The sequence below is a fragment of the Halobellus clavatus genome (assembly GCF_900107195.1).
GTDB lineage: Archaea > Halobacteriota > Halobacteria > Halobacteriales > Haloferacaceae > Haloquadratum > Haloquadratum clavatum.
The window spans coordinates 266,716-292,988 of the sequence record NZ_FNPB01000002.1 but is presented as its reverse complement, the minus strand read 5'-3'; the positions used below and the strand labels follow the sequence as shown (position 1 = coordinate 292,988).

Here is a 26,273-nt window from a genome sequence, read left to right as displayed (position 1 = left end):
GTCCGGGTTCACGTGAGCCTCGTCCCCCCCGAGGGCGCCACCGACTGTCTCAAGTGCGTGTGTCCGCTATCGTGTTCCGATGAGTGACACCTCCGGGTCGAGTCCGCTGTCGCCTGACAGGCCCGCAGCGGACCGGGACTTCCACGTCGACGCGCCGTTCGACCCCGCGGGCGACCAGCCCGACGCCATCGAGCAACTGGTCGAGGGCTACGTGTCGGGGATGACGAAGCAGACCTTACTCGGCGTCACCGGATCCGGGAAGACCAACACCGTCTCGTGGACTGTCGAGGAACTGCAGCAACCCACGCTCGTCATCGCCCACAACAAGACGCTCGCCGCGCAACTCTACGAGGAGTTTCGGAACCTGTTCCCAGACAACGCCGTCGAGTACTTCGTCTCCTATTACGACTACTACCAGCCCGAGGCCTACGTCGAACAGACCGACACCTACATCGACAAGGACATGTCGATCAACGAAGAGATCGACCGGCTGCGCCACTCGGCAACGCGGTCGCTGCTCACCCGCGACGACGTCATCGTCGTCGCGAGCGTCTCGGCGATCTACGGGCTTGGCGATCCGACCAACTACACCGAGATGGCGCTCCGGGTCGAACTGGGTGACCGGATCGACCGCGACGAGTTGCTGGCGCAGTTGGTCGATCTGAACTACGAGCGCAACGACGTGGACTTCCAGCAGGGGACGTTCCGCGTCCGCGGCGACACCGTGGAGGTGTACCCGATGTACGGCCGGTACGCCGCCCGGATCGAGTTCTGGGGCGACGAGGTCGATCGGATGACCAAACTGGATCCCCTGACCGGCGAGGTCGTCTCCGAGGAACCGGCCGTTTTGATCCACCCGGCCGAGCACTACTCGATTCCCGAGGAGAAACTCGAAGCGGCGATCGACGAGATCGAGGCGCTGATGGAAGACCGCGTGAAGTACTTCGAGCGGCAGGGCGACCTCGTCGCCGCCCAGCGCATCGAAGAGCGGACCACGTTCGACATCGAGATGCTCAGAGAGACGGGCTATTGCTCGGGCATCGAGAACTACTCGGTGCATATGTCCGACCGCGAGTCCGGCGAACCGCCCTACACCCTCTTGGACTACTTCCCCGAGGACTTCCTCACCGTGGTGGACGAGTCCCACCAGACGCTCCCGCAGATCCGCGGGCAGTTCGCCGGCGACAAGTCGCGGAAGGACTCACTCGTCGAGAACGGGTTCCGCCTGCCGACGGCGTACGACAACCGCCCGCTGACGTTCGAGGAGTTCGAGGAGAAGACCGACCGGACGCTCTACGTCTCGGCGACCCCGGGTGACTACGAGCGCGACCACTCCGAGCAGATCGTCGAGCAGATCGTCCGGCCGACGCACCTCGTCGACCCCGAGATCGAGATCGAGGACGCCACGGGCCAGGTCGACGGCCTGCTGGATCGGGTCGACGAGCGCATCGAGCGCGACGAGCGCGTGCTCGTCACGACGCTCACGAAGCGGATGGCCGAAGATCTGACCGAGTTCCTCGAGGAGTCCGGCGTCGACGTCGCGTATATGCACGACGAGACCGACACGCTGGAGCGCCACGAGCTGGTCCGCGACCTGCGCCTGGGGAACATCGACGTCCTGGTCGGTATCAACCTCCTCAGAGAGGGACTCGACATCCCGGAGGTCTCGCTGGTAGCCATTCTCGACGCCGACCAGGAGGGCTTCCTCCGCTCGGAGACGACGCTGGTGCAGACGATGGGGCGGGCGGCGAGAAACGTCGCAGGCGAGGTCGTCCTCTACGCGGACGAAACTACCGATGCGATGCAGTCTGCCATCGACGAGACGCGTCGGCGGCGGCGGATCCAGCGGGAGTACAACGAGTCGCACGGGTTCGAGCCGGCGACCATCGAGAAGGAGATCGGCGAGACGAACCTGCCGGGCAGCGGCCGCAGCGAGACGGACTCGCCCGACGGGGAACCGGACGACGAGGCGGAGGCCCGCCAGCGGATCGCCTACCTCGAAGACCGGATGTCGGAGGCGGCCGAGAACCTGGAGTTCGAACTCGCTGCGGACATCCGCGACCGGATCCGTGAACTCAGACAGGAGTTCGGGATCCGAGACGACGACGAGGGGTCCCGCGGCGACGACGGCGTCGACCCCGGCGCGGACCCCCTCGATGGCGTGCCGGTCGACGGAGAGCCGATCGATCGTCGTCCGACCGACAGCGAAGAGGAGTGACCGACAGCGAAGAGGAGTGACCGGCGGCGGTCACGACCGGCGGGCAGAACGTGTGTGACCGCACCACAGGGCGCTCGTGGATCTCAAGATTTATTCCTCGGACACCGCTATCCAGCGCGCACGATGAATCAGGATTCGGCACGGTGCAGTGTCGATCAGCACGTCCCTCGCGGCGACTGTCTGGAGGGCACGTAGATGGTCCGGGGCGCTGCCGTATCCCGGCCAGACGTCGTCAGTTCTCTCACTCGCTCGCTCGATCACCCGGTGCAGCACTGACTCCTGTACAGTAATGAGTTCACTCTCCTACAGTCGTGTCCAGCGATCGTTTCTCCGGTACCAGCACGTCTTCGTCTTCCTCGCACCGATCGCGTTCGTCGTGGGCGTGTTCTTCGCCGCACCGACGCCCGCGGGCGTCGGGACGAACTACTGGCTCGAGTTCTGGTGGCTGTTCCCGGCGTTCCTGCTCGGCGCAACCATCGTCAACACCGTCGGCATCAGCGGTTCAGCACTGTTCGTGCCGTTTCTCATCTTCCTGTTCCCGCTGGCCGCCGCACCGCTGGAACCGGCGACGATCGTCAAAGTCGGGCTGATCAGCGAGGCGTTCGGGCTGTCGAGTTCGTCGATCGCCTTCATCCAGTACGGCCTCGTCGACCGCCGACTGGCGCTCTCGATCGTCGGCGGCGCGGTCCCGTTCGTCGTCGGCGGGGCGCTGCTGTCGTTTATCGTCCCGGAGCCGGTCTTCCACGGCCTGCTGGGTATCGCGCTCCTCGCGGCGTCGTATCTCCTGTTCAAGGCCGACCTCGACCACGAGCACGAGTCGGACGCCGACGCGGACGCCGAGAGCGACGCGACGGACGCGGCCTCGGTCGAGGACCCCGACGGGGCGGCCGTCGACGGCGGTCAGCCCGACCTCCCGAACGACGCCGACAAACTTGGCCCCGCCGGCGTCGACACCGACGACGAAGGCACCGTCACCCGTGTCGACCGCGAGGGCGACGACTACCGCTACACCCGCGGCGGCTACGTCCGCCGCTTCGTCAACTACAGCATCGGCGGGACGTTCCAGGGGCTCGCCGGCTTCGGCGCCGGCGAACTCGGCATCATCTCGATGCTCGGCACGAAGGTACCGGTCCGGGTCGCGATCGGCACCAACCACATCGTCGTCGCGCTGACGGCCATCCTCGCCTCCCTCGTCCACGTCTTCGGCGGCGACCTCGTCGGCGGGCACACTCTGAGTCTGGCCTCGACGCCGTGGAATATGGTCGTCTTCACCGTCCCCGCGACGGTGACCGGCGGCCAGATCGCCCCCTACGTCTCGAGCGCGCTGAGCACGTCGACGATCAAAGCCTTCGTCGGCGGGCTGTTTGCGATCATCGCTGTGGCGTTGTTCCTGATGGCGGCGGGGGTGGCCTGATGTACGAGACGATCCTGCTGCCGACGGACGGCAGCGACGCGTCGCACGCGGCGGCACTCCACGCCGGGACGCTCGCGGAGACGTCCGGCGCGACTGTCCACGTCGTCTCCATTGCGGACAGTCGAAACCGGTTCGAGAGCCCCAGTAGCGGGCTCGCGCCCGAGGTGTGGGAGGAAGCCGAACGCGACCGTGCCGAGACGGCCATCGAGGAGACCGTCGCGCGACTCCCCGACGGCGTCGCAATCGAGCGCACCGTCGCGATCGGGATCCCCGAGGACAAGATCCTCGAGTCGATCGAACGGCTCGACGCCGACGCCGTCGTGATGGGCACTCACGGGCGTTCGGGACTGGATCGCTACCTCGTCGGGAGCGTCACCGAGCGGGTCGTTCGACAGTCGCCCGTCCCGGTGTTGACCGTCAGTGGCGACTCGGACGCCGACGAGTAGCGCTTCGGCTCAGGCAGGGTGGTTTCGCTCCGGAACCGCGCCACGAGCAACGGCAGTCGAAAAGTCTGACGTCGTCGGTGGACAGCTTCGTGTCGCGTCGACTCTTACTCTCGGCGAGCGCGAACGCGCATCTCGACGTACCGGTCGGCCCATTCGAGGAAGTGCCGCTTCAACCGGGTGAGAACGCGGTGCTCCGGGTTCGGTGGCGTCTCCTCGCCGCGCGGAACAGTCGGACCCCGTTCGTGGCTCATACTCGTGGTACGCTCGGGCGATGGAATAATTGTAACGATTATTCGATCACTCCGCGGTCCTCACGCCTGGTCGTAAGCGCCGTCGAGATTCAGATCGACGTCAGTCTCGCCGTCCGCGGTCTCAGAGAGGTCCGAGACGCTGTCTGCGCTCCCCATCTCGTCGACGGATTTGATGATCTCCTCGACGTCGTCGATGCCGAGCAGTTCGCGCGTCTCCGCGTCGAAGTCGAGGCTCTCTAACCCCGCGGACTCCTGGACGTCGGAGTCGGTCAGTTGGCGGCCGTAGCGACCGAGCAGGCTCGTGAGTTCCTGCGGGAGGACGTACGTCGTGGACGGCGACGTCCCGATCGATGTCAGCGTTTCGAGGCCCTGTTCGACGATCGCGCGCTCGCCCATCGACTCGGCGGACTTCGCCCGCAGTACGGTCGCGACCGCGTCGCCCTGCGCGCGGAGGACCGACGCCTGCTTCGTCCCCTGTGCGCTGATGACGTTCGCCTGCTGCTCGCCCTGCGCCGACTCGATCGCCGAGCGGCGCTCGCCCTGCGCTTCGAGGATCATCGCCCGGCGGCGGCGCTCGGCAGAGGACTGTTGCTCCATCGCGCTCTGGACGTCGCGGCTGGGCTTGACCGTGCGGACTTCGACGCTCTCGACGCGGATGCCCCACTCGTCGGTTGGTTCGTCGAGTTCCTCGTTGATTCGGCGGTTGATCTTCTCGCGCTCCGAGAGGGTCTCGTCGAGTTCCATGTCTCCCATCACGGCCCGTAGCGTGGTCTGCGCGAGGTTCGAGACCGCGCGCTTGTAGTCGTCGACTTCGAGGAACGCCCGCTTTGCGTCCATCACGCGGATGTAGACGACGGCGTCGGCGGTGACGGGTGAGTTGTCGCGGGTGATCGCCTCCTGTTCGGGCACGTCGATCGTCTGCGTCCGCATATCGAACGGATACGTGCGCGAGATGAACGGCGGGATGATGTTGAGGCCGGGCTCGAGGAGTTTGCGGTACTCTCCGAACACCGTCAGCGCCTCCTTCTCGTAGGCGTCGACGATCTCGACCGTGCTGTACACCGTCGCGGCCGCGAGCGCGAGCGCGACGATACCGAGGACCGTCGCCGGATCGTTCCCGAAGATGGCGAAGGTGATTGCGGCGATCAGCGCGACGCCGACTGCGGGGCCGATCCAGTTGGGGAGGCCGCGGGCGGAGAGACGGCCGAGTTCCCGGAAGAGACTCGCCATAGTGAACGTTGGGAACGTGTCACATTAAGGGTGTCCCGCACTCGCCCGCTCCGACGCCGAGCCAGTCGGTCGCCCGTCACGGGTCCGAAGGCACTTGCCCGTGGGCGTCGACGCAGAAGGTATGCAACTCCCGAGTCCCGATACCGACCGTGGCAACATCGAGGTCGAAGATCTCCTGAAGATCCTCCTGGGTCTCGCGGTGGTGTGGCTGATCCTGGAAGTCGTCGGCGAGGTGCTCGGCATCGTCGGGTGGCTCCTCGGCCCACTACAGCCGCTCGTGGGGCTCGTGATCGTCGTCCTGATCGTGCTGTGGTTCCTCGATCGGATCTGAACTCGCCCCGACGCGGAGCGCCCCGTTCGATCGTCTCAGTCGATTCGGAGCGGCGCTCACGACCCGGGACACTCGCGCTCGCTCACTGACTGCCGATCGGGCCCCTGTTCGACCGTTCGGGTTTCCCCCGAGGCGAGGTCCACGAGCAAAAGTCGACCGCCGTACCCGTGTGTCTGGTCGTGGCCCCGGACGACGACACAGGTCACGGCCGACGAAATCTCGATGGTGTCCGACCGCGTGAAGGGCTGGTCCGCGTGCGCGTGGCGCAACTCACGACGGCCGAGTCGCGTGCCGTCGAGACGCTCGACCTGCCACCAGTTCGCGTAGCCGTCTTCACCCTCGTCGTCGTGGTGCAGCGTGACGTCGAACGTGTAGCGGTCTCCCTCGGCGTCGAACGCCACGTCGACGACGTTCGCCTCCCGGAGGTCGAGTTCCGGTCGGGGAGTCGGGCTGGCTTCGCTCGTCGGTGAGGCGGTGGCGGTGGGTGACGGTTCGCCCTCGGTTGCTGTCCGGGTGGCGTCGCTCCCGTCGGATTGCCCGCTACAGCCCGCCACGAGGCCGACAGCGAACGTTCCCGAAAGCGTCGAGAGGAGTTCTCGACGGGAGGATGAGAGACGGTGTCCCATACGTGTGGCTCGCGGTGGCCGGCATTAACTCTCGGGGCGACGGCTTCTTGTCGGCCGGAGACGCACTCGGGAGCGTGTTCAGCCTGAACGTCCCGGTTCCGGGGCGAGTCGATCGCCTCGCCGCCGAACTCCACCCGGAACTGACGCGCTTCGAGCGGATCCGCGAGCGGCACACGCTCCTCGCCAAGCGCTTCGACACCGCGCTCGACGACGGCGCCGACTCGCTCCCGCGACTCCGCGAGCGACTGCGACCGCTGCTGCGGGGCGTCGAGGAGATCGACCTCCGGATCGCCGGTCTGGACTACTTCGAGATCCCGACCCGCGGCCCCGGTCCCGTGGTGTATCTCGCAATCGAGAGCCCGGACCTCCGCGCGCTGCACCGAGAACTGTGCGACGCCTTCGGGGCCGTCGCGGAGATGGAGGGCGACGACTACGTCCCACACGTCACGCTCGCTCGCGGAGGGCGTCTCGACGACGCGGCCGACCTCGTCGGACGCCGCGAGATCGACCCGATCGAGTGGACCGCCGGCGAGGTACTGCTCTGGGACTCCCGGTATCGCGAGCCCGCCGCCCGTCTCCCGCTGTCCTGAGTCCGCGCGCACGGGTGGCGGCGTCGCCCGGCCGTGTCAGTCCGACCGCGCGCGGATCCGCATCCCCATCGGTTCCTGTGGGTGCATCGTCAGGGATCCGCGGAGTTCGAACGGCTCGTCGCGAACGTAGTCGAGTTCGTACGCTTGGGCAACAGTGCCGACGATGAGTTTTGCTTCCAGCATCGCGAGGTGTTTGCCAATGCAGTGGCGCGGCCCCGCGCCGAACGGGAAGTACGCGAACCGCGGGCGCTCGGTTCGGCGCTCGGGCAGCCAGCGGTCGGGATCGAACGTCTCGGGATTGTCGTACCACCGCTCGGAGCGGTGTACCACCCACTGGGACAGCATCACGGCGGAACCGCGCGGAATCCGGTAGCCGCCCAACCGCACGTCGAGTTTCGGTTCGCGAAAGAGTGCATACACCGGAGGGTACAGCCGCATCGACTCCTGAAGCACCCGTTCGATGTAGTCCAGTTCGCGGGTGTCAGCCGCAGTCGGCGGATCGTCACCGCAGACCGAATCGAGTTCGTCGTGGACGCGCGAGGCGGCCTCAGGGTGCTCTGAGAGCAGGTACCACGTGTACGTCAGCGCCAGCGCGGTGGTGTCGTGACCGGCGAGCAGCATCGTCATCAGTTCGTCCCGGAGCTGTTCGTCGCTCTGCTCGCCGCGCCCGTGCGCCCGAAGCAGGATCGACAGCAGGTCCATCGGCTCGTCGCCGTCTGCCACGCCGGCGGGGTCGACATCGGGATCGAACTCAGTCCCGCGTCGCTCGGCGACGATGTCATCGATGATCCCCTCGAGGACCCGAACCGACTCGTGATACTCGCGATTCTCCTTCGTGGGGGCCCATTCGGGCACGATCGCACGCATCGGTTCGGGCTCGAAGCGCTGCCCGAGCGGCTCGAGGTGCTCTTGAATCCGTTCGGTCTGCGCGTCGCTCAACTGCGATCCGAACATCGCTTCAACGATGATCCGGACGGTCACCCGCGCCATCTCCAACTGGACGTCGCGGACTTCGCCGTCCTCCCAGTCGTCGAGCAGTTCCTGGACGTGCCGCGAGATCACGTCTCCCAAGCCCGAAACGCGTCGAGGACTGAACGCCGGCTGTGCGAGGTCGCGCTGTCGTTGCCAGGTGTCGCCGTCGCTGAGCAACAGTCCATCGCCGAGGAGCGTGCCGATCGCATCGTTCTCAACGTCGGATTTGCGGAACTTCGCTTCCTCGGACACGAGGACCCGCTCGATGTCCGCGGGGTTGGTGAGTAGGTACGTCTCGAGCGGTCCGAGGTCGAGCCGAACCACGTCGCCGTAGGCCGCTGTCACCGTCGTGAGGAACTCGAAGGGGTCTCGTGCGTACTGTCGGCTGTTGCCAAAGACAGGAACACCGGCGGGACCTGGGGGCTGGGTGCGCATCGACTGCTAGTTGGTCCGGAGAACTATCAGCCGTTCGGCCGTCGGCCCCCGCGTCCGTCCCGAGATTACGGCTGCGGGGGCTCCCCCTCGTAGGCGTCGAGGTCGCCGTAGAAGTTCAGCATCGCGAACTTCAGTTTGTCCGGCGCGACGTCGACGAGTTCGGCGCTCTCCTCGCGGGGGAAGCTCTCGCGGACGCCGTACTTCCCCATATCCGCGCTCGCCTGCGTGTAGCGCTTGTCGACCAGCAGGCGGACACCGAAATCCTCCGGGGACCGGATGACGCGCCCCAGGGCCTGCCGGGTCTTTCGGATGGTCGGAATCTCGACGGCGTAGCGCCAGCCCGCGCCGTTTCTGTCCTCGTACGCGCGCTCGTAGGCCTCCTGGACCGCTTCCATCCGCTCGGAGAGGTGCGGATAGGGCACGCCGACGACCGCGACCGTGCGGGCGTCGTCGCCGTCGAAGCTCACCCCTTCCGCGAGCGTGCCCCACAGCGACGTGAACAGCGCGGCCCCGTCGTCGTCGACGAACCGCCGCCGGAGCGACTCGGTGTCGACGTCCGGGCCGTCGCGGAGGACCGCCCCGTCGACGTCGACGCGGCTCCGGAGCCGGTCGTGGTAGCGCTCGGCCTCGGAGTAGGACGGGAAGAAGAACAGCGCGTTCCCCGGGGTGAATCGCATCGCGTCCGCCAGCACGTCCGCGACGACCGACTGCGTCTCCGGATCGTTCCGTTCGGAACTGAACAGCGCCGGGGCCCCGACCGCGAGCGTCCGGCGGCGCTCCTCGGGGTATTCCAGCCCGTAGGCCATCGTCGCCGGGTCCGAGAGCCCCAGCACGTCTTCGACGACGTCGAACGGGCGGAGCGTCGCCGACATCAGGATGCTCGCGTGGACGTCCTCGAACAGCCCCTCGGTCACTTCGCGGGGGATGCAGGTGTACAGCTCCGCACGGCCGTAGATCTCGTCGGTGCCGGCGTCGCGACGGACCGAACACATCGGATGCTGGCCCAGTTCGCCGCCGTCGGCCATCCACGTCGCGACGAACTCCGCGGCCTGGAGGGTCTGACACTCCGAGCGGGTCGTCGCCTCCCCCTCACGGTAGGCCTCCTCGTAGGCCTGATCGAGCGCGCGACCCAACTGAAGGGCGAGGTCGACTTCTGCGTCGATGCCGCGGCCCTCGTAGCGGTCTAAGAACGCGAGCGTGAGTTCGTCTCGGCGGTCAGTGTTCGCGATCGAGAGGTCGTACCACTCCTCGCCCACCTGCTCTCGCTCACCGAACCCGAACGCGTCGTCGTACGTCTCTCGGAGCGCACCCAGGAACGCCGAGAGGACGTTCTCGGCCGGTTCCGCGCGGGAGTCGTCGGCGTCCTCCAGTTCCCCGAGCGCCTCTTCGAGCGTGTTCTCGGTGAGCGTCCGGCTCGCGTGGTCGCGGGCGGCCGATTCGATGTTGTGCGCCTCGTCGAAGACGGTCACGACCTCCTCGGGGTCGCGACCGAGCCACCGGAAGAACTGCTCGCGGATGTTCGGATCCAGGAGGTGGTGGTAGTTACAGACCACCAGATCGACCGCTTCCATCCCCTCTTTGAGGAGTTCGTACCCACAGAGTTGCCGCTCGTGGGCGTACTCGTAGATCTCCTCGGGAGTTCTGACGTCGCTGAAGAGCCACTCGAAAAACTCGTCGTTCGATCGTTCGAGGTTGTTGTAGTAGTGCTCACAGACGTTGCCCTCGCGGAGTTCCTCGAGTTCGTCTTCGATGTCGTCGAGTTCGTCCGTGACCGCGCTCCGGGCCTCGGCCGCGCCGTCTGCGCCCTCGCGGATCCGATCTAAGAGCGCCTCGGCCTGCTCTGTCAGTTCGGCCCGCTCGTCTTCTTTCTCGACGAGCGTTCGGGTCGTATCCCGGAGCGTCTGACACTCCTGGTACTCCACGTCGATGTGGCACATCGAGGCCTTGCCTTTGAACACCACGGCGCGGAGCGGTTCCTCGCGGGTGATCGCACGCGCGTCCTCGACAAACTGGCGCATCTGCTGGTGGACGTTGGTGGTGATGACGACGGTCTTGTCCGTCCGCCGCGCGTACTCGAGCGCGGGCACGAGCGCCGAGAGGGTCTTGCCAGTCCCCGGTGCGCCCTCTAAGAGCACGTCGCGTTCGTCGTCGAGCGCCCCGGCGATCTCCGCCATCGCCGAGCGCTGATTCGGGTACGGCTCCTCGTAGGGGAAGAACCGCTCGTACTCGCCGGTCGTCGACACAGTGAGTGCTCCGCCTTCCTCGGATTAAAAGGCTCGGACGGAGCAGACTCACTCCCCGAGCGCTCGCTGTTCGATGAGGAGGATCACGCTGAGGCTGACGAGCGTCAGCGTGTACGCCACCGCGGCGAAGAGCGCGTCTTGCGTCGACGCGTAGTCGGTCGTGCGGAAGATTATCAGCTTCCGGATGACCGCGATGATCCCGGTGTAGATGATCAACCGGACGATCCGACGGGTCTCGCTCCGTCGCGTGTACGCGATGACAGTCTGATACACCTCGACGATGATCAGCAGGAGCAGTCCGGTGTCGATGATCCCGATGACGGCCCGTGGATTAGCGATCTCGCCAGTCTGCACCCGCTGGACGATCTGCAGCGCGAGATCGATTACCCCGATGGCGAACAGGAGCGCGAAGATGGCGGCTGCAGCGAGTTCGACGATGTTGACGAAATCCTCAATGTAACTCGCGATGCGATCGATCGACGAGTCGAGTCGCCGCGGGGTGCTCATCTCGGCTTTCGGATCCGGTTCGTCTCCCATATCAGCGGTGCTACCCGAACCTTCGGGCGCACGTTGATAAAGGCAGTTGCCGTTGCGTGTCGGCCCGGTGACCGACGGGCAAAAAAGCGCGCTCAGGCGTCCAGCAGTTCGACGAGCAGGCCCTTCTGGGCGTGCAGTCGGTTCTCGGCTTGGTCCCACACGAGCGCTCGATCTGACTCCAGTACCGCGTCGGTGATCTCCTCGCCGCGGTGAGCGGGCAGGCAGTGCATCACCTGCGCCTCGGATGCCGAGAGGAGTTCCTCGTTCACCTGATAGCCCTCGAACGCCGCGAGTTTCTCCTGGCGCTGGTCCTCCTGCCCCATCGAGATCCACACGTCGGTGTAGACCACATCGGCGTCGGCGACCGCCGTTTCGGGGTCGTCGACGACCGTCGGCGGATGGCCGATCTCTGCCGCCTGTTCGAGCACGGCGTCGTCCATCGCGTAGCCTTCGGGCGTCGCGACCGTCAGGTCCAGGCCGACCATCGCCGCGCCGATGACGAACGACTGGCCGACGTTGTTGCCGTCGCCGACCCACGCCGCCTGGACGCCGTCGAACCCGCCGAAGGCTTCCCTGATCGTCAGCAGGTCCGCGAGCGTCTGGCAGGGATGCGCGTCGTCGGTGAGGCCGTTGACCACGGGGACGTCGGCGTACTCGGCGATCTCCAGCAGGTCCGCGTGGTCGAACAGCCGCGCCATCACGGCGTCGACGTAGCGGGAGAGCACGCGCGAGGTGTCCGAGAGCGGTTCGCCGTGTCCGAGTTGGATGTCGTCGGGGCCGAGGAAGATGGCGTGACCGCCCAACTGTGTCATCCCGGTCTCGAAGGAGATCCGGGTTCTGGTGCTGGGCTTCTCGAAGAGCATCCCCAGCGTCTGTTCGGGCAGCCGAGTGTCGTCCTCGCCCGCCTTGATCGCCGCCGCGCGGTCCAGGACGGTGTGCAGTTCGTCCGTCGAGAGGTCGTCGATGTCGAGGAAGTGGTCGGTTTCCAGCATTGGGCTCACTCCGTGTCCTGTTCCTGCAGGCGCTCGCAAACGTCCACGAGCACCTCGATCGAACTGTCGTACTCCGCGAGGTCGAGATGTTCGTTCGGGGCGTGATCCAGGTCCGAATCGCCGGGGCCGTAGGTCGCCATCGGGCAGTCCCACGTGCCCGCGTAGATGTTCATATCGCTGGTCCCGGTCTTCCGCAGGAGGCGGGGCTTCCCGCCGACCTCGCGGATCGCGACGCGGAACGCTCGCCCGACCTCGGTTCGCGGGCTCGTCATCACCGGCGGGATGGGTTTCTCCCAGTGGACCCCGCCGCGCGTGAGTTCGCCCTCGGCGACCTCCCGGATGTCGTCGATGGTGTACTTCGGCGGGACGCGGAACTGCACGTCGACGGTCGCCTCGACGGCGAGACCGTCGTCGGTCGGGCCGCCGTCGAAGCTGACTGGCTTGGTCGTGACGGTGTCGAAGACGCCGTCGGATTCGTCGGTGTCGAAGAACTCCGCGACGCGCGACCACCAGTTCACGGCCGACTGGATGGCGTTGTCTTCCGGCCGCGAGGAGTGACCGAGTTCGCTGGTCGACACGTAGGTCCCCGAGAGAAAGCCCCGGTAGCCGAGCGTGATGCCGTCCCAGCCGGAGGGCTCGCCGTTGATCACCGCGTCGGGTTCCTCGCGGTTCTCGACGAGGTGCCACGCGCCGGTCGAACTGGTCTCCTCCTGGACGACACCGGCGAACGAGACGCCGGTCTCGACGGCCGCGGCGGCCATCGCCGCGAGCGGGCCGGTCGCGTCGACGCTCCCGCGACCCCACAACACGTTGTTCTCGATCTCGACGGGCACGTCGCCCGGGACGGTGTCGATGTGCGACGTGAGCAAGACGGCGTCGTCGGCAGGTGCGCGGACGTTGCCGACCTCGTCGATCCACACCTCGCGGCCGTGGGCCTCGAAGAACGCCTTCAGACGCTCGGCCGCGGCGGCCTCCTCGCCGGACGGCGAGGGGATCGAGACCAGGTCGGCCAGCAGCGTCTGCGCCTCAGTCAACCCCTCAGTGAGGCCGTCCTGGACGTCGAAGACCTCGTGTTCGGTCGCGAAGGCCATCCCGCCATCGCGGAGGAGTTCCGAGGCGCCGTCGGCGTCGAAGTCGGCGTACATCGCCTCGGAATCCGCCGGCCCGTTTGCGTCCTCGGCCGGCGACTCCTCCGTCTCATCGGGATCGAGTTCGATGCTCATCCGAGCACCTCCACGAACGAGTCGACGAACTGGTCAGCGTGGTCCTCGTCGACGACGAGCGGCGGGAGCAGGCGGACGACCGTCCGCCCCGCCGGCAGCGCCAGCACCTGCTCGGAGAGCGCGAGGTTCTTCAGCACGCGGTTGGCCCCGCGCTTCACCTGGACGCCGATCATCAGGCCCACTCCCCGGATCTCGCGGACCGGCAGGTCGTGTTCCTCGGTCGCGGCGTCGAGTTCGTGTTGCAGGTACTCGCCGACGTGTGCGGCGTGTTCTGGGATGTTCTCCTCGACGATGGTGTCGAGCGTCGCGTTGGCGGCCGAAGCGACGACCGGGCCGCCCGAGAAGGTCGACCCGTGATCGCCGGCGTCCTCGGCGATCCAGTCTTTCACCAGCGTCGCGCCGAGCGGCAGCCCGTTGGCGATGCCCTTCGCGGAGGTGAGGATGTCGGGTTCGACGCCGACGCCCTCACACGCCCAGAGGTCACCGGTGCGCCCGACGCCGGTCTGGATCTCGTCGAAGACGAGCGCTGCGCCGGCGTCCTCGGTCACGTCCCGGGCGTGTTCGAGGTACGCCGCCGAGGCCGGGTGGATGCCGCCCTCGCCCTGGACGGGTTCTAAGAAGAGCGCGGCGGTCTCCTCGTCGACGGCCTCCGCGAGCGCCGCCGGATCGCCGTAGGGGACGAACTCGATACCGCCCGCCAGCGGCTCGAACGGCTTCTTGTACTTGTCCTTCCAGGTCATCGCGAGCGCCCCGAGCGTCCGCCCGTGGAAGCCGCGCTTGGTCGCGACGATCTTCGAGCGCCCCGTCGCCGAACGGGCGAACTTCATCGCCGCCTCGTTGGCTTCGGTCCCGGAGTTACAGAGCCAGACGTTCTCGATGTCGCCGGGGGCCAGTGCCGCCAGTTTCTGGTACAGTTCCGTCCGTACCTCGACCGGGTACGACGCCTGTACGTAGGTCAGTTTCTCGATCTGCGCCTGGACGGCCTCCGTCACGGCCGGGTGAGAGTGTCCGAGCGCGGCGACCGCGTAGGACGCTCCGAAGTCTAAGTACTCGGTGCCGTTCTCGCCGTAGAGGTACGCGCCCTCGCCCGACTCGATCTGGATCGGTTTCTCCGAGAAGACGAATCCGCCGGTCATCCTGTCGCCTCCAGGTCCTCGTCGTCGTTCGTCTCCTCGTCGGCGACCGCGCTCGCCTCGACGTGCGTCCCGTCGCCGTCGAGCGCCGCCAGGATCGGATCGTCGGCATTCGCGTCTGCGACGATGACGGTCGTCGCGCCGCCGTCGAGCGCCTCGTTGGCTGCCATCACTTTCTTAGTCATAAATCCTTCCGCAGCGTCCTTTAGCGCGTCGAATTCTTCCGGCGTCGTCACCGAGTCGATCAGCGTCGATTCGTCGTCGGGGTCGGCGTAGACGCCCGCGACGTCGGTGAGAACCACCAGTTCGCCGCCGATCGCGCCGGCGACGGCCGCAGCCGCGCGGTCGGCGTCGGCGTTGACCGCGACGCCGTCGTCCGCCAGCATCGGAACCGTGACGACGGGCGTGTACCCCTGCGCCAAGAGCAGTTCCAGCAGCTCGCCGTTCACCGCGGTGATCTTCCCCGAGTGGTCGCCGCGCTTGATCTTCTTCTTCCCGTCTTCGATCACCCGTACGGCCGACTTCCGCGGGCCGGTCAACAGCCCGCCGTCCACCCCCGAGAGGCCGAGGGCGTCGACGCCGGCGTTCTGGAGCGTGACGGTGAGGTCGGTGTTGAGCTTCCCGGGCATCACCATCGAGAAAACTTCCATCGTGCGCTCGTCGGTGAAGCGACCGACGACGCCGCCGGGCGTCTCGACGTACGTCGGCTCCTCGCCGAGCGCTTCGAGCGTGTCGTCGACGGCGGTCGAGCCGCCGTGAACGACGACGACCGCCCGACCCGAGTCGACGAGTTCGGCGACGTCCGCGACCGCGCCGGCGGGGTCCACCGCCCGCGCGCCGCCGACCTTCACGACGACTGGTGGGCGCGACGCGTCGCTCCCGCGGGCCGACCCGCCGCCTCGCGCACCCCCGTCGGTTCGGAGTCGCGATCCGCTCGCGCGGTCGCGGCTCGGCGTCTGGCGGGCGTCGCGTGCGTCGTGTGGGTGAGCGTCGTGCGTCATCGTCGAAACTGGTGTGTGATCGAACTGCTGGGTCGGCGGGTCAGGGCGCGCCCACGGGGTGGAGACCGGTGAACTCCAGGCCGGCGGTCTCCTCGATCCCGAGCGCGATGTTCGCGGCGTGGACGGCCTGTCCGGCCGAGCCTTTCATCATGTTGTCGATCGCCGAGAAGACGACCAGCCGCCGGTTGCCGGGGTCGACCTCGAAACCGACCTCGCCGTAGTTGGTGCCGGCGACCGCCTTCGGCTCGGGGTAGCGGTAGACGCCGCCCCCGCCGGCGACGGTCCGCATAAATGGCTCCTCCGCGTAGGCGTCGCGGTAGGCGCTCCAGAGGTCGCCGTTCGAGACCGGCGCGCCGGGGAAGAGGTGACACGTCGCGCTCGCCCCGCGGGTCATATCGACCGCGTGAACGGTGAAGGAGACCGAGAGACCGAGGAACTCCTCGATCTCGGCCTCGTGGCGGTGGCCCGTCGGCGCGTACGGGCGGACGATCCCCGAGCGCTCCGGGTGGCTGGAGGCGTCGCCGCCGCCGGCACCGCCTTCCGAGGAACCGACCTTCACGTCGACGACGGCCTGTTCGTCGCCGTCGAGGATCCCGGCGTCGAACAGCGGTTTCAGGCCGAGAATCGTCGCCGTGGCGTTGCACCCGCCGGAGGCGATCAGGTCCGCGCCGGGAAGGTTGTCTCTGTTTAGTTCGGGGAGCGCGTACTCGGCGTCTTCGAGATACTCGGGGCAGACGTGGCCGTCGTACCACTCGTCGTACTGTGCTTCGCTGCTCAGCCGGAAGTCCGCCGAGAGGTCGACGACGGTGCCGGCGGCCTCGCGGAACCGGTCGATGTGTTCCATCGAGACACCGTGGGGGGTCGCCGCAAAGAGCACGTCCACCGATTCGAGTTCCTCGGGCGAGGTGAAACGGAGGTCCATCTCCCGGAGGTTCGGGTGGGCGTGTCCCACGGTCTTCCGCGCTTTGGAGCGACTCGTCGCCTGTACGACGTCGAACTCGGGGTGCTGATACAGGAGCCGGAGGAGTTCGCCGCCGGTGAATCCCGAGCCGCCGACGACCGCGGCGGTGTAGTCGGCGTCGGTCCCGGCACCGGATTCGCTGCTCATACCGCTGCCTCCGTCTCCGCGTTCGCTTTCGTTTCGAGCCAGTCGACGACCTCGCTCGGCACGTCGACGTCGACGGCGTCGTTCAGCGCCTTGAACTCGACGGTGTGGTTGACCTCGTGGACCGTGTAGTCGTCTCCCGTCTCCATCAGGTCGACGCCGAGGAGTCCGCCGCCGACCGCAGCGGACGCGGCTTCGACGAGTTCGAGCGCGCGGTCGTCGACCTCGAAGGCCGCGACCTCGCCGCCCTTCGCGGCGTTGGTCAGCCAGTGGTCCGACGAGCGCGTCATCGCGGCGACCGGCTCGCCGTCGACGGCCACGACGCGGATGTCGCGGCCGGGCTTCTCGACGAACTCCTGGACGTAGAACACCTTGTGCTGGTAGTGACCCAGCGTCGCCTTGTGTTCGAGGATGGCCTCCGCGGCCGAGCGCGATTCGACCTTCGCCATCAGCCGCCCCCACGAGCCCACGACGGGCTTGATCACGCACGGATAGCCGAACTCCTCGACCGTTTCGAGGGCGCTATCGGTCGTGAAGGCGACCTCCGTGTTCGGCGTCGGGACGCCGGCCGCTTCCAGCGCGAGGCTGTTTTTCACCTTGTCCGCGCAGACGTCGGCCGTCTCCGCCGCGTTGACGACGGGGACGTCGTAGGATTCGAGGAACTGCGTGATGTAGAGGCTCCGACTCGTCGCCAGACACCGGTCGACGACGATGTCCAGCCCCTCGAAGACGTCGGGTGCCTGTGAAATGTTGAACTGCTCTTTCCGGACGTCGATCTTCGTCACCTCGTGGCCGCGCTCGCGAAGCTCCGAGAGGAGGAGCTTCTCGTCTCTCCGAATCCGGGAGTAGAGCAGCCCAACCTTCATCTCACTCGCCCCAGTCCTCTTCGAGCTCCGGGGCTTCCTCCAGTGTGATCGGATCGACCGAGACGACTTCCAGTTCCGCGCCGGTGGCGGGGCTGTCGACGATCTCGCCGACCTCGACGTCGGCGGGGATTTCGATCTCCTCTCCGCTCAACGGATCTTCCGCGGTGATGGTCTCTGCCATATCAATCGCTGGGCAAGGAAGCGACTTAAACCCATCGAAGTTATCGGATAACTTACCCAAGCGGCAGAACCACTAACGGCGCAAAACAGTCGGTCAGTCCGCCCGTGTGAAATCTATGTCTGATTTCATATGTTATTGTCCCCGGGAGGGGACCGTCGCGGCCGACGCCGCAACGGCGGGGCAGGCGGACCCGAGAGTCCCCCGGAGTTAGGGCGTCCCACGGACCGTGACTCACCCATACGTCTCCACCTCCGCCGCCAGCGTCGATGCGGCCTCGTCGAGCGCCTCGCGACGCGACGCGAGCGCCGAACTGTCGGCATCGATTCCGACGTCCGCAGCGTCGAGTTGCGACGCGACCGCCTCGGGCGCGGGTCCACCGGGGGAGTCCCGACTCCGGACGCTCTCGGCGGGGTCGAGTGCGGCCGCGACGTCCTCGCGGCGCACGTACTCGAACAGGGACGCGCCGAGCACATCTGCTGCGACCTCGTCAAGTGTTGCGACGGTCGGCGTCTCGCCCTCGCTCCGTTCGGCCGCCTCCGCCAGTACCTCGTGGGCCGTGCGGAACGGGACGCCAGCCATCGCGAGCGCGTCCGCGACGCCCGTCGCCGTCGAGAAGCCCGCCCCGGCCGCTTCGGCGAGCGTCTCCGTGGGCCACTCGGCGCTCCCGACCGCGCCCGCGGCGACGGCCGCCGCTTCAGAGACCGCGTCGACGGTCTCCCAGGCGTGCGGCGTCGCCCGCTGGAGGTCGCGGTTGTACGCGCGCGGGAGCCCCTTCAGCGTCGTCAAGAGCCCCGTCAGGCCGCCGACGGCGTCGCCAGCGACTGCGCGGACGAGTTCGAGCGTGTCGGGATTCACCTTCTGCGGCATAATCGAGGAGGTGGAGGAGTACGCGTCCGCGAGATCGACGTACCCCTTGTTCGCGAAGAGCACCAGGTCCTCGGCGAGCCCCGACAACGTCGTCGCGTGGATGGCGAGGGCTGCCGTCGACTCCGCGAGAAAGTCTCGTCCCGCGGAGGCGTCCATCGAGTTCTCGATCACGCCCTCGAAGCCGAGGAGTTCGGCCGTTCGGTGGCGATCGACGTCGAACGGTGTCCCGGCGAACGCGGCCGCCCCGAGCGGCGAGCGGTTCGTCCGGTCGTAGGCGTCGAGCAACCGCGCGGTGTCGCGGGCGGCCGCGGACTCATACGAGAGCAGAAAGTGGGCGACAGTCGTCGGCTGGGCCGGCTGGAGGTGCGTGTAGCCCGGCATCACGGTGTCGACGTGTTCGGCGGCGACCGCCGAGAGGGCCTCCCGGAGCGCGACCGTCGCCTCGATTGCGCCGAGCAGGTCCTCGCGCAACCGGTAGCGGATGCAGGCCGCCACCTCGTCGTTGCGGCTCCGGGCGGTGTGCATCTTTCCGCCGTCGGACCCGATGCGGTCGACGACGGCCGTCTCGATTGCCTCGTGGACGTCCTCGCCGTCGGGGAGCGCACTGTGGCCCGCCGATTCGATCCCGTCGAGGGCCGCGAGGATCTCGCCCGCGACGTCGTCGGCGACGATCCCCTGCTCGGCGAGCATCACGACGTGCGCGCGGTCGACAGCGAGGTCGGCCGCGAAAATCCGTTCGTCGGCCGCGAGGCTGGACATAAAGCCGCGTGCCGGACCGCCGCTGAAACGGTCCCGCCGGACGACGCCCGATCCGCCGCCCTCGGCCGTGCGCCCGCCGTCCTGCACTCCCGCGTCGCCGTTCGGATCCTCGCCGTCGGTCATCTTACTCCCAGTCGCCTTCGTCGTCGCTCTCGGCGGCCTCGGTCGCGGCGTTCGCGAGCCGCGACTGGAAGCCGTGGTACTTCGCGACGCCCGTCGCGTCCTGCTGGGTGATGTCGCCGACGCCGGAGGTGTTGAACGAGGCGGCGTCCTCGGAATAGACCGCGTACTCGGACTCGCGACCGACCGCGCGGGCCTGACCGCCCTCGAACTTCACCGTAACGGTGCCGGTGACCCGGGTCTGTGTCTCCGCGATGAAGCCCTCCAGCGCGTCGACGAGCGGGTGCTCGACGAGGCCCTCGTAGCCCTTCTGTGCCCATTCGTCGTCGATCGACCGCTTGAAGTCGCGCTCGTCTTTCGTGAGCACGAGTTGTTCGAGGGCCTCGTGGGCGGTGAGCAGCGTCGTCGCCGCCGGGTGCTCGTAGTTCTCGCGGACTTTCAGCCCGAGCATCCGGTCTTCCATCATGTCCGTGCGACCGACTCCGTGTGTGCCGGCCTGCTCGTTGAGCGTCTCGATGAGTTCGACGGGCGAGAGCGCCTCGCCGTCGAGCGCGACCGGGTACCCGTTCTCGAACTCGATCTCGACCAGTTCGGTCTCGGTCGCGTTCGCGGGATCCTGCGTCCACTCGTAGATGTCCTCCGGTGGGACGTAGTTGGGATCTTCCAACTGGCCGCCCTCGACCGACCGGCTCCAGAGGTTCGTGTCGATCGACCAGACGCCCGAGTTACCCGACTGCACGGGGAGGTCGTGTTCCTCGGCGTACTCCTGTTCCCACTCGCGGGTGAGTTCCAGTTCGCGGACGGGCGCGACCACGTCGAGGTCGGAGGCGCGCCAGACGACCTCGAAGCGGAGTTGGTCGTTGCCCTTGCCGGTGCAACCGTGTGCGAGGGCGTCACAGCCCTCTGCCTCGGCGACGTCGAGGATGGCGTTGGCGATGACCGGGCGCGCCAGCGCCGTCCCGAGCGGGTAGCCCTGGTAGGTCGCGTTCGCACGCACAGAGTCGAAACAGAGGTCCGCGAACTGGTCTTTCGCGTCGACGACGTGCAGATCCAGCCCGTGGGCGTCTGCGGTCTCCTGTGCCTCCTCGAACTCCGACTCCGGCTGCCCGACGTCGACGGTGACGCCGACCACTTCGTCGTATCCATACTCCTCCTGCAGCAGCGACACGCACACCGTGGTGTCGAGCCCGCCGGAGAACGCGAGTGCCACGCTTGTCATATCTCCGAGTCAGACGCTCTTCCGTATAAATTACACGGTTTCAATTTCAGAAATAAAATCGCAGCAATGCCTGTACGGACGCTGGTCGCTTGTCGGTACCTTCGATGTGACGTGGAAGTGAGATACTGGTGGGCCTAACAGGCCCGTCGTCGTCGCACGTCGCCGTCGCGCTCGGAGACGAACGACGCGAGAGGCGCGAAAACCGCCGCAGCGGCGGCTCTCGGGAAAAAGCGTACGGGCGTCCGAGAGCGGCGCGTCATTACTCAATAGCCGTCAGGCGGCGCACTAAACGTTTTCGGGATGCACCGGCCGGATCAGACCTCGAAGCCGGGGTAGTAGATCCGCGGTTCGGTCGGTGCCGGATCGGGGGGCACCGTCGCCAGCGAGGACTCGCGCGCCGCGACGGCGAGCACCATCGAATCGAGCACGTCGTCGCGGCCGACCTCGCTCCGTGGATACCGCTCCAGCGCCGCCTCGTACGCGGCGTCGCCGCCGGGAAGCGCCGCAGACAGCAGCGACCGGCGGAGGCGACGCCCGCGTTCGCTGGACTTCGAGTACGCGATCGGTTGGCCGTTCAACGAGGCGAAGCAGAGTTCCGGATGGGCCTCTCTGATCCACCCGGCGTAGCGATCTGCCGATCCGTCAACTCCCGTCGCTTCCGCCGTCTCACTGACGACGGCCGCGACGTCCCGGATCGAGTCCCGAATGTGGAACGCCTGCCGCGAGAGGCCGTGACCGACGTGCGCCCGGTGGGCGTCGCTGGCGTCGTCGTAGTCGTCGCAGTCGATCGCCGCCTCGCTGGGCGGGTAGAACACCGAGATGCCACGGCACCCGAGCCGGTCGCTGGCGTGTTCGTCACACCGCCGCCGGTCGTCGGTCGGCAGTCCGATCGGGATGTCGACGAGGATGCGCGCCGCGTCCGCGTACGTCTCGGCCAGTTCGTCGAATCGGTCGTGCGCTGCGACGCGCACGTCGTCGCCGTCGGGGACGGTCGCGATCCAGCCCGCAGAACAGGCGTCCGCGCCGACGACGAGCGGAGAGTCGGGCATCACGTCCCGATACCGACGCCGACGGCCTAAAACGCCCGGCCGAGAGGCGTCGTGTCCGGAGTGCCACGTCACATAGAAGACTGCCGTCTGGCCAATCAGGGCGATCCGCGATTGCTCATCGAGCAACGCGGCACGCACCGTCCCGGGGACGGAGAGCGGGTCACGGCTATCCGAACACCGGCGCGGCGCGAGTCGCCGCGAGGACGACAGCGGCCGCGAGCGAGGCGACCGGCGGGATCGAGAGGTTGTCGTCGACGACGTAGCCCGCGAGCACGGGCTTGAAGCCGTCCGCCACGGTCGCGCCCAGCGCAGCCGCCACCGCGGCAACGCCGCCGGCGACGACGCCCGCAGCGGGGACGAGAAACGGCAGCGACACGAGCAGGCAGACCGCGAACATCGCTCCGAGCGTCCGCAGCCGTTTCGACTCGCCGGCCTCGCGGGTCGTCCCGAGCAGCCCGGAAATCGGATCGCCGATTGTCAGCATCAGGGCTGCCGGGACGGCGACGTGCGGCGCGAAGACGAGGACGACCGCCGTCAGGCTGAACAGGTACAGCGCGTAGCCCGCGACGTTCGTCTCCTCGTACGGGCGGGTGAGTCGGTCGTAGATCGCCCAGTCGAGTCCGACGTACAGCCGCACGAACTCCAAGAGAGCGGTGACGCCGGAGACGAACAGCATCACGAGGCCGAACTGCGCCCACGTCACGAACTCGAGCACGAAGAGCAGCGGCAGGCCGGTCCCACTCGCGTGGACGAGTCGCCGCTGGAGTTCGCTCTTCGAGACGCGGGCGAGGACCATCTACGCGTCCGTGCCGGACTCGACGAGGTCGTACCGATCGACGAGGTCGTCGAACGGCTGCCCGCCGCGTTCGACCGCGCGCAGTTCCGCAACGAGGTCGTCGACGGGCACGCGGACCTGGCGGGCAGTGTCGCGCTCGCGGATGGTTACGGTGTCGGGGCCGTCGCCCTCGAGTCCGTCGCGGTCGACGGTGACGCAGAACGGCGTCCCGACTTCGTCCTGTCGCCGGTATCGTCGCCCGATGCTACCGGAGTCGTCGTAGACCACGCTGAATCCCGACTCGCGGAGGTCGTCGACGAGGCCCTCGGCGCGCTCGACGAGTCGCTCGACGTTCGAGACCAGCGGGAAGACGCCGACGTCGGTCGGCGCGACGTCGGGTGACAGCGAGAGGTACGTCCGCGTCTCGTCGCCGACGTCGTCCTCCTCGTAGGCGTGCGCTAAGAGCGTGTACACGGTCCGATCGACGCCGAACGACGGCTCGATCACGTGCGGCGTGATGTGCTCTCCGGACACGGTCTGCGTTTCGACCCGGAAGTTCGCTACGTCGACGTCGACCTCGTGGGTCTCGCCGTCGACCTCAACGGTCACGGTCTTGCCCTCGAACGCGTCGGGATCGCGCTCGGCGAGGGCTTCGAGCGCCGATTTCACGTCGCCCGCCGCCCCGCCGAACTCCGGGCCGAGGACGCTCATATCCGGCTCGACGACGGCCGTTTCGACCGTCTTCGGTTCGTCGAACTGCCGGAAGATGGTGAACTCGTCGTCGCTGTACTCGCTGTGTTTCGAGAGGTCGTAGTCCCCCCGGTAGGCGAAGCCGGCGATCTCGATCCAGTCGCCGTCGACCTCGCTCTCGGCGTCCCAGCAGTCTGCGGCGTAGTGGGCCCGCTCGCCGGCCAGGTGCTGCCGGAAGCGGAAGCGGTCCATATCGACGCCGATCCGCTCGTACCACTCCTGGGCGATACCGAGGAAGTACCCGATCCACGCGTCGCCGATGATGCCCTCCTCGACGGCCGCGCCGACCGTCGTCTCGACGTAGTCGCCGTCGTCGGCCTCCTGCTCGGCCGCGGGGTACAGCGTCACCGCGACGTCTGCGACCGATTCGAGGGCCGGTTCGTCGCGCTCGGGGTCGACGAACTGCTCTAATTCGGCCTGGGTGAACTCCCGCGTGCGGACGATGCTCTTGCGCGGCGAGATCTCGTTGCGGTAAGCCCGACCGATCTGCGTCGCCCCGAACGGGAGGCTATTGCGGGCGTACTCCTTGATCCGCGGGAACTCCACGAAGATGCCCTGGGCGGTCTCCGGGCGGAGATAGCCCGGCGTCGAGGACCCCGGACCGATGTTCGTCTCGAACATCAGATTGAAATCGTCGACGGATTCGCCCGCGAGATGCGCCCCACAGGTCGGGCACTGCAGCTCGTGGTCGGCGATCAGGGCTTCGACCTCGGGTATGGGGAGCGTTTCGGCCTCCTCGATGGCTGTCGCGTCCTCGATCAGGTGATCGGCCCGGTGGGACTCGCCGCACTCGGGGCACTCGACGAGCATATCGTCGAAGCCGTCGAGGTGGCCCGAAGCCTCGAAGACGGGCTCGGGCATAATCGTCGGGGCCTCGATCTCGAAGTTCCCCTCCTGGACGGTGAATCGATCGCGCCAGGCGTCCTCGACGTTCGACTTCAGCGACGCGCCCTGCGGCCCGAACGTGTAGAAGCCGGCGGCCCCGCCGTACGCGCCGCTCGCGCCGAAGAAGTAGCCGCGGCGCTTTGCGAGTTCGGCGAGGCGCTCCCCTTCCGTCTCCATACTCATTACAGCGCCTCCAGCAGGTCGCTGTCGCGGACGATACCGATCAGCTGATCACCGGAGACGAGCGGGACCTGCTCGATGTCCTCGGTGATCAGCGCCTGCGCGACTTCGATAACGGGCTTGCTCTTCGGGACGGTCACGAGGTCGTCGGACATGAACGTCGAGACCGGTTCGGCCGGGATTTCGACGTTCCGAGTGGGGATGTAACGCTTGCCGACGGCTTTGATTCCCTCCCACATCCACTCGTCGTCCTGGCCGGCCACGGAGTCGCCGGTGTCGTCTTCGCCCTCGACGACGCGGGCGACCTCGATAATATCGACCTCGGTGAGGATGCCGTCCATCGAGCCCTCGTCGTCGAGACAGACGGCGTAAGGGACGTTCGCGTAGTAGAGTTCGCGCTCGGCTACCGGCAGCGGCGTCTGCTCGTACGTCGTGTTCACGTCGTGGGTCGCGATCTCGCCGGCGGTGGCGTCGAGTTCGACCTCGCCGCGAGCGATCGCGTGGATGACATCGGTGACCGTGATAATACCCTCGAGCACGCCGTCGACGACGGGGACCCGGCGCGTCCCGGCGTCGATCATCAGCCGCGCCGCGTCCACGACGGATTCGTCGGCCGTGACGGTCGGGACTTCGCGCATCAGCACCGCGAGTTGGTCCTCGTCGGGTCGCTCGATGAGTTCCTCGCGGGAGACGAGCCCACGGTATTCCTCGCCCTCGTCGGTCTGCTTGACGACTGGGACCGAAGAGAAACCGCGCTCCTGGAGGTACTCCAACACGTCGTCGCGGGTCCCCGGAAGCTCAACGACTACCACGTCTTCGCGGGGAGTCATCGCGTCGGCAACGTTCATACGGCGCTTTACTGCGCCACACCTCTTGTACTCTTTGAAGCCCCGTTTGCCCCGCGCGCCCCCGTCCGTGCGGGTCCGATCGCGATCACCGGGCCGAGACTGCCAGACGGGTCGTCGGTATTCCCCGAACGGTGACGCGTAGGTTGACACGACAACCCATAACACACTCTACGGGTCGATGAATACTGTTCAAATCAGTGCAAAGCAGGTCATACGTCGAGTATTCACCCAGATAGATTGGTATCTACGGTGTTTGATCCGGTGAAACACACATATTCGTGTGGTATGATCGGGTTCGATCCGACGGTTTTATATAGGACTGAGACACAGTGACAAACATGACGCCGAATGCGACGGCAGCGTCCGACGCGTCGCGCGCCGAGGTGATGGCCTCGGTAGACTCCACTGCTGCCCAGTCGGAGTTCATTATCGCGGACATCACCCGAGACGACGCGTGGCTTTCGATGCGAGTATCCGACGCGCCGTCGCTCGACGAGTGGGTTTAGGCGGGCACGATCGTTCGTCGCCACTTCGAGGTGCGGCTTTTTTCGCAACGAGTATCGACGTGACTCTCAGTGAGCGTCCCCAACGCTGATTTTCGTCGATACTGACGTCCGAGGTGTGGACCGGAATCTCGCTTTTGGGTTACTCGCTGGCGCGGTCGTCGGCTTGGCCGTCCACGAGTTTCTCGTCACCGACTGGTTCGTCGCACTCGGGACCGCAGCAGTCTACGCCGGCGCGACGTATCTGTATCTCGCGTTCGACAGTTCCCTGCTTGAGGAGCAGTTCCGGTTCGAAGACCGGACCGACCGGGTCGGTCACGCGGTCGGCGTGTTCGGCGTGAGCGTGAGTCCGCTCGCCTTCGCGCAGCACTACGGCGGCGAGGGGGCGACAATCGTCTTCGTCACGTGGTTCACGGGTGTGGTCGCGTTCTTTCTGCTCGCGTCTGCGACGAGCAGACATCGGTAGTTACCGTTCGTCAGTGGACGCTGTGGCGTGGCGGGTGCCCCGGCGAGTGTGGACACCG

Annotated in this window: 26 protein-coding genes; 7 read left to right on the top strand and 19 right to left on the bottom strand. The window is 67.1% G+C overall.

From position 1 onward, the window contains the following. Positions 1-79 precede the first annotated feature (79 nt). From uvrB to BLU74_RS04855, 3 genes are all read left to right on the top strand, one after another. A complete protein-coding gene (uvrB, locus tag BLU74_RS04865; protein ID WP_089765782.1) occupies positions 80-2,218 on the top strand; it encodes an excinuclease ABC subunit UvrB in 2,139 nt (712 codons plus the stop codon). Positions 2,219-2,507: 289 nt separating this feature from the next. Beyond that, complete coding sequence (locus tag BLU74_RS04860) at positions 2,508-3,632, top strand: sulfite exporter TauE/SafE family protein (protein WP_089765780.1); 1,125 nt, start codon at positions 2,508-2,510, stop codon at positions 3,630-3,632. Next, positions 3,632-4,078 carry a universal stress protein gene (locus BLU74_RS04855; RefSeq protein WP_089765778.1) on the top strand — a complete coding sequence of 149 codons (447 nt, stop codon included), beginning with the start codon at positions 3,632-3,634 and terminating at the stop codon, positions 4,076-4,078. Before BLU74_RS04860 ends, BLU74_RS04855 begins: the two co-directional genes overlap by 1 nt. 104 nt (positions 4,079-4,182) lie before the next feature. Here the strand turns inward: BLU74_RS04855 and BLU74_RS18845 are convergent, their stop codons facing one another. Together BLU74_RS18845 and BLU74_RS04850 are read right to left on the bottom strand one after the other, a co-directional pair. After that, positions 4,183-4,329, bottom strand: a complete 147-nt coding sequence (locus BLU74_RS18845) for a hypothetical protein (RefSeq protein ID WP_175454566.1) — start codon at positions 4,327-4,329, stop codon at positions 4,183-4,185. A gap of 60 nt (positions 4,330-4,389) precedes the next feature. Then, positions 4,390-5,559 carry an SPFH domain-containing protein gene (locus BLU74_RS04850; protein ID WP_089765777.1) on the bottom strand — a complete coding sequence of 390 codons (1,170 nt, stop codon included), beginning with the start codon at positions 5,557-5,559 and terminating at the stop codon, positions 4,390-4,392. Positions 5,560-5,680: 121 nt separating this feature from the next. Here BLU74_RS04850 and BLU74_RS04845 point away from each other — a divergent pair, with 121 nt between their 5' ends. Further along, positions 5,681-5,890, top strand: coding sequence for a DUF7554 family protein (locus tag BLU74_RS04845; protein ID WP_089766094.1), 210 nt, complete (start codon positions 5,681-5,683; stop codon positions 5,888-5,890). A gap of 56 nt (positions 5,891-5,946) precedes the next feature. Here BLU74_RS04845 and BLU74_RS04840 read toward each other — a convergent pair whose 3' ends face one another. Beyond that, positions 5,947-6,516: a hypothetical protein gene (locus BLU74_RS04840; RefSeq protein WP_089765775.1), complete on the bottom strand. Its 570-nt coding sequence runs from the start codon at positions 6,514-6,516 to the stop codon at positions 5,947-5,949. A 74-nt stretch (positions 6,517-6,590) separates the two neighbouring features. On the opposite strand from BLU74_RS04840, the gene BLU74_RS04835 reads away from it, so the two are divergent. Next, a complete protein-coding gene (locus BLU74_RS04835) occupies positions 6,591-7,106 on the top strand; it encodes a 2'-5' RNA ligase family protein (protein ID WP_089766092.1) in 516 nt (171 codons plus the stop codon). A gap of 36 nt (positions 7,107-7,142) precedes the next feature. Here BLU74_RS04835 and BLU74_RS04830 read toward each other — a convergent pair whose 3' ends face one another. From BLU74_RS04830 to BLU74_RS04755, 16 genes are all read right to left on the bottom strand, one after another. Further along, positions 7,143-8,513, bottom strand: coding sequence for a cytochrome P450 (locus tag BLU74_RS04830; RefSeq protein WP_089765773.1), 1,371 nt, complete (start codon positions 8,511-8,513; stop codon positions 7,143-7,145). 65 nt (positions 8,514-8,578) lie between these two features. Continuing rightward, positions 8,579-10,756, bottom strand: a complete 2,178-nt coding sequence (locus tag BLU74_RS04825; protein ID WP_139175652.1) for an ATP-dependent DNA helicase — start codon at positions 10,754-10,756, stop codon at positions 8,579-8,581. A 48-nt stretch (positions 10,757-10,804) separates the two neighbouring features. Continuing rightward, on the bottom strand, positions 10,805-11,293 hold the full coding sequence (locus tag BLU74_RS04820) for a phosphate-starvation-inducible PsiE family protein (RefSeq protein WP_089765771.1): 489 nt from the start codon (positions 11,291-11,293) through the stop codon (positions 10,805-10,807). 92 nt (positions 11,294-11,385) lie between these two features. Next, positions 11,386-12,285: an ornithine carbamoyltransferase gene (gene argF, locus BLU74_RS04815; RefSeq protein ID WP_089765769.1), complete on the bottom strand. Its 900-nt coding sequence runs from the start codon at positions 12,283-12,285 to the stop codon at positions 11,386-11,388. A 5-nt stretch (positions 12,286-12,290) separates the two neighbouring features. Further along, complete coding sequence (locus BLU74_RS04810) at positions 12,291-13,430, bottom strand: [LysW]-lysine hydrolase (protein WP_394327863.1); 1,140 nt, start codon at positions 13,428-13,430, stop codon at positions 12,291-12,293. A gap of 74 nt (positions 13,431-13,504) precedes the next feature. Then, a complete protein-coding gene (locus tag BLU74_RS04805; protein ID WP_089765764.1) occupies positions 13,505-14,644 on the bottom strand; it encodes an aspartate aminotransferase family protein in 1,140 nt (379 codons plus the stop codon). Beyond that, positions 14,641-15,642: an acetylglutamate/acetylaminoadipate kinase gene (locus BLU74_RS04800; RefSeq protein ID WP_089765762.1), complete on the bottom strand. Its 1,002-nt coding sequence runs from the start codon at positions 15,640-15,642 to the stop codon at positions 14,641-14,643. The genes BLU74_RS04805 and BLU74_RS04800 overlap by 4 nt, the downstream gene beginning before the upstream one ends. A gap of 40 nt (positions 15,643-15,682) precedes the next feature. Next, entirely contained in the window at positions 15,683-16,750 is a 1,068-nt protein-coding gene (gene argC / locus BLU74_RS04795) for an N-acetyl-gamma-glutamyl-phosphate reductase (protein ID WP_089765760.1), read from the bottom strand. Next, on the bottom strand, positions 16,747-17,613 hold the full coding sequence (lysX, locus tag BLU74_RS04790; RefSeq protein ID WP_089765758.1) for a lysine biosynthesis protein LysX: 867 nt from the start codon (positions 17,611-17,613) through the stop codon (positions 16,747-16,749). Before lysX ends, argC begins: the two co-directional genes overlap by 4 nt. 1 nt (position 17,614) lies before the next feature. Further along, positions 17,615-17,794, bottom strand: a complete 180-nt coding sequence (gene lysW, locus BLU74_RS04785) for a lysine biosynthesis protein LysW (RefSeq protein WP_089765756.1) — start codon at positions 17,792-17,794, stop codon at positions 17,615-17,617. Positions 17,795-18,025: 231 nt separating this feature from the next. After that, a complete protein-coding gene (gene argH, locus BLU74_RS04780) occupies positions 18,026-19,543 on the bottom strand; it encodes an argininosuccinate lyase (RefSeq protein ID WP_089765754.1) in 1,518 nt (505 codons plus the stop codon). A gap of 1 nt (position 19,544) precedes the next feature. Beyond that, positions 19,545-20,759, bottom strand: a complete 1,215-nt coding sequence (locus tag BLU74_RS04775; protein WP_089765752.1) for an argininosuccinate synthase — start codon at positions 20,757-20,759, stop codon at positions 19,545-19,547. A 314-nt stretch (positions 20,760-21,073) separates the two neighbouring features. Then, the gene (locus tag BLU74_RS04770; RefSeq protein ID WP_089765750.1) at positions 21,074-21,808 is read right to left on the bottom strand and encodes a DUF429 domain-containing protein; all 735 of its coding nucleotides are present in this window, start codon (positions 21,806-21,808) and stop codon (positions 21,074-21,076) included. Between the two features lie 166 nt (positions 21,809-21,974). Continuing rightward, the gene (locus BLU74_RS04765) at positions 21,975-22,604 is read right to left on the bottom strand and encodes a diacylglycerol/polyprenol kinase family protein (RefSeq protein WP_089765747.1); all 630 of its coding nucleotides are present in this window, start codon (positions 22,602-22,604) and stop codon (positions 21,975-21,977) included. Next, complete coding sequence (gene glyS, locus BLU74_RS04760) at positions 22,605-24,401, bottom strand: glycine--tRNA ligase (protein WP_089765745.1); 1,797 nt, start codon at positions 24,399-24,401, stop codon at positions 22,605-22,607. Further along, a complete protein-coding gene (locus BLU74_RS04755; protein WP_089765743.1) occupies positions 24,401-25,246 on the bottom strand; it encodes a CBS domain-containing protein in 846 nt (281 codons plus the stop codon). The genes glyS and BLU74_RS04755 overlap by 1 nt, the downstream gene beginning before the upstream one ends. A gap of 338 nt (positions 25,247-25,584) precedes the next feature. On the opposite strand from BLU74_RS04755, the gene BLU74_RS18840 reads away from it, so the two are divergent. Together BLU74_RS18840 and BLU74_RS04750 are read left to right on the top strand one after the other, a co-directional pair. Then, positions 25,585-25,752 carry a DUF7556 family protein gene (locus BLU74_RS18840; RefSeq protein WP_175454565.1) on the top strand — a complete coding sequence of 56 codons (168 nt, stop codon included), beginning with the start codon at positions 25,585-25,587 and terminating at the stop codon, positions 25,750-25,752. A 115-nt stretch (positions 25,753-25,867) separates the two neighbouring features. Beyond that, entirely contained in the window at positions 25,868-26,215 is a 348-nt protein-coding gene (locus BLU74_RS04750; RefSeq protein ID WP_089765741.1) for a hypothetical protein, read from the top strand. Positions 26,216-26,273 lie beyond the last annotated feature (58 nt).